The sequence below is a fragment of the Bacillus badius NBRC 15713 genome (genome assembly GCF_001591605.1).
Classification (GTDB): domain Bacteria; phylum Bacillota; class Bacilli; order Bacillales; family Domibacillaceae; genus Pseudobacillus; species Pseudobacillus badius.
Map to the genome: position 1 here is coordinate 1 of NZ_BCVF01000085.1, position 3267 is coordinate 3267.

The window sequence follows — 3267 nt, forward strand, 5'->3', positions numbered from 1 at the left end:
TTATATGTTTTATTACGGCTCATCTTTGTAATTGATTTCCCTATCAACTGATAGATTTATCTGCAAAAAAAGAGGCTTCAACATACTGACTGTTAAAGCTCATTATTTTTTTGTCCTTCACTTGAAGAGGCTAACCCGTATAAAATAACCTTGGTATACAGCCTTGCTTGCTCTTTTGCAACATGCTCCGGCACTTGCTGCTCCATATGTTTCGATGAAATTAAGCTTAAAAGCAAATAAGCAGAAGGGACTGGGTAGGAACCGAATTCAGCTGGGTTTCTAATTTTCCCTTCTTTTATTCCTTTTTCAAAAATAGAGGCAATGGGTGCTTGATAAGACTCCATCCACCATTGCTGTATTTCCTTTTGATGCTCTTCATCCAGCTCATTTTTAATATCATGGAACATCTGTCCCATGGAAGAGGGCTTATTAATTAATATATAATAAGTAACTTGGAACACACACTCTTCCAAATTGTCTCCGCAGCGCTTAATAATTCGTTTGAGTGCCGTTTGCATATCGAACAACTCAGATTTCAGCACCTCAAGATAAATGGTCTTTTTATTAGGGTAATGGTGATAGAGAGTAGGTTGGGTAATTCCGCAAGCATCCGCAATTCTTCGGGTGGACACTGCTCTATAACCGAACTCCATAAAAAGATCGCGCGCCACCTTTACAATTTTTTGATGGGTTTTATTTCCATATTCAAAGCGGTTATTCATCATCAAAATCCCTTCCAGGAAAGCAGAAAAACCTATCAATTGATAAAATCATAATATGATTTTTATGATGAGTCAACAATAAACATTCTTCCAAAGCGAGCGAATGGTTCATTGCCTGCTTTCCTTTATTATTTCATCGGCGAACGAAACGAGAAACACACTTGAACCTTGACCTGCAGCCCATCCAATCACCGTGCTGCGTTCTTGCTTCCTCCACTTTTCCATTTCTATGTAACTCCCTTTGCCGACAGACAAACGCTCTTAGACAATTTTATCCAACAAAGCCAAGCAGTGCAACTGCCTTCCAGGAAGATATGAGAGCAAGCAGTTGTTAAATTCGCCTAGCTCCACCTTTCAATCCCCCTGTGATCATTTAAGATCATTATACGCTGTTTGCTGCTGGCTGTCCGCCTCTCTCTTCTTTATATGAAATATCCCACTTTTCTAAGAATCTGGCATATGCAAGCGGCTGGCCGTGAACAGTTACATTGCCGGAAAAATCATAAATCATGCAGGTTTCGGTTCCGCCAAACAAAGGTCCTCTTAGTCCGCGCCCCACCATTTGCTCATATAATATCTCACTTGCTGTCGGACGCAGCAGAAAAAGATGGTCTACTTTTGGTGCATCAAATCCGGTTGTCAGCACCCCATAGTTAAACAAAAATTCAATTTGTACTTTTCGAAAGGCTTCAATCATACTGCGGCGCAGTCCCTTTGGTGTATCTGCTGCGATAACCGCTGCTGTACGTCCAGCCGTATTTATGAGCATTGATAACATTTCTGCGTGCTCTACAGTACAAGCATACACTAATGTCGATGATCCCGACGGAACATCCAATAATGTATTGATAATCCACTGATTCCGCGCCTTGTCGCTGGCCAGCACACGCAGCATATCCGTTGACAGGTCGCCGGACTCATCCAGCTTGTCTTCTTCCACTACCATCATGCGTTGATCTTTCATCAAACGATAGATTGGTTTGGCCAAGTACCCTCGATCTCGAAAATACTTCAGGGGTTTCTCATCATAATCCCGCTGATCCGGAAAGCGAGGGCGTAAAAGACGAGCTTCAAACTGATTGACTAATAAGGCGGTCTCATCGCCTGAACGTCCAGGTGTAGCAGTTAATCCGCATATGGCAAATAAACGGCCGTTTGTCATTTCTCTGGCGCGTTCAAATAAAAGCTGATAACTGTGTGCAGCCGCATGATGGGCCTCATCAACGATCATCGCTCCGCAAAGCTGCAAAATATCATCCAATGCTTCATCATTTTCATCGTTTTTTAAGCGACGGACGATTTTTTGAATACTCGCCACCACTACGCCGCCTATTAAATCTTCCGGCTTGATATTATGAGTACCAAAATAACGATAAATGCGCAAAGACTCAGGAAATTCACGCTCCTGCCACATATCCGCAATACAGGCGATCGCTTGCTCGCAAAGCTCCTCACTTTGCGCAATCCACAGCATATAGCGTCCTTCCGCAAACCGCGGCTGCATCCAGTCAATAAATGACTCGACGGCTACCCGTGTCTTGCCTCCTCCTGTCGGCAATGAAACAATACACCTGGTCGCATCGTCCTCCAAGGATAGAATGCTTGTCATTTCTTCTTTTATTAATAATTGATACGGAGCCAGTGGAGGGACAGCTTTTCTTGCTTCAATGTCCATGATCGTTGGCACAGACTCCTCCTTAGCCAGGCCAAACCCCGAAAAACAGAGAGGCAGCCCGACTGTTTTAATAAAATCGCGCGGCCACTTTCCGCCAGCCTTCCACTGCTTTTGCGCAAGAGCTCGCGGCATATACGAAACAGATTGGATGTTTTTTCCTTTAATGGCATTACGCTCGTACAGAGAGCGCAATTCATTTTCAGGCAGCTTCCTTAACAACGCCCTCCGAATTTCGCGAACCTCTTCGCTGCTTCCTGATAATAGAGAAGGCCCCTTGATTCGAATAATCGTTTCAAGTAATTTTTTGCAGGTGAATGTCTCTTGATTGACTTGTTCAATCTGATAACGAATAAGAGACATGTGTTCCATCCCAATTAGTTTCTCAAAAAGCTCCTGCTTGACTTGGTACGTATCGCTGAACCGTTTGACAGCTATTTGAATATCATTGTCCGTTATATACATGATGAGTCTCTCCTAGCCTGTTAAAAATAGATATGCTATGGACTGTCATCCTCTCAAACATTGCCTGAGCCCCTTTTTCACAGAATAGTGCCGATAAAAAAACCCTATTTCTATCCGAAAAGCGGAAGAAATAGGGTTTTTTGAACTCCGCAGGCAAGATTCGAACTTGCGACCGATCGGTTAACAGCCGATTGCTCTACCACTGAGCTACTGCGGAATGAAGTGGGCCTGAATGGACTTGAACCATCGACCTCACGCTTATCAGGCGTGCGCTCTAACCAGCTGAGCTACAGGCCCATTTATATATGTATAAATGGAGCGGGTGATGAGAATCGAACTCACGACATCAGCTTGGAAGGCTGAGGTTTTACCATTAAACTACACCCGCATCAGAAAAAAATGGCTGGA

General features: G+C 43.6%; 2 protein-coding genes and 3 tRNA genes. All 5 read right to left on the minus strand.

Going from position 1 to position 3267, the window contains the following annotated elements:
• Nucleotides 1–92 precede the first annotated feature (92 nt).
• Nucleotides 93–725 (minus strand): TetR/AcrR family transcriptional regulator, encoded by a 633-nt coding sequence (locus BBA02S_RS19645; RefSeq protein ID WP_052475164.1) that lies wholly within the window; start codon nucleotides 723–725, stop codon nucleotides 93–95.
• Nucleotides 726–1104: 379 nt separating this feature from the next.
• On the minus strand, nucleotides 1105–2859 hold the full coding sequence (locus tag BBA02S_RS19650) for a DEAD/DEAH box helicase (RefSeq protein WP_052477297.1): 1755 nt from the start codon (nucleotides 2857–2859) through the stop codon (nucleotides 1105–1107).
• A gap of 145 nt (nucleotides 2860–3004) precedes the next feature.
• Nucleotides 3005–3076: transfer RNA gene (locus BBA02S_RS19655), tRNA-Asn, on the minus strand.
• A 6-nt stretch (nucleotides 3077–3082) separates the two neighbouring features.
• A tRNA-Ile gene (locus BBA02S_RS19660) sits at nucleotides 3083–3156 on the minus strand.
• A gap of 17 nt (nucleotides 3157–3173) precedes the next feature.
• Nucleotides 3174–3247 (minus strand) — tRNA-Gly (locus BBA02S_RS19665).
• Nucleotides 3248–3267: the final 20 nt, after the last annotated feature.

What these genes read in the sequence shown, in the direction of transcription:
- BBA02S_RS19645 (WP_052475164.1), bottom strand. Translation starts at nt 725, where the DNA reads ATGATGAATAACCGCTTTGAATATGGAAATAAAACCCATCAAAAAATT.
- BBA02S_RS19650 (WP_052477297.1), bottom strand. Translation starts at nt 2,859, where the DNA reads ATGTATATAACGGACAATGATATTCAAATAGCTGTCAAACGGTTCAGC.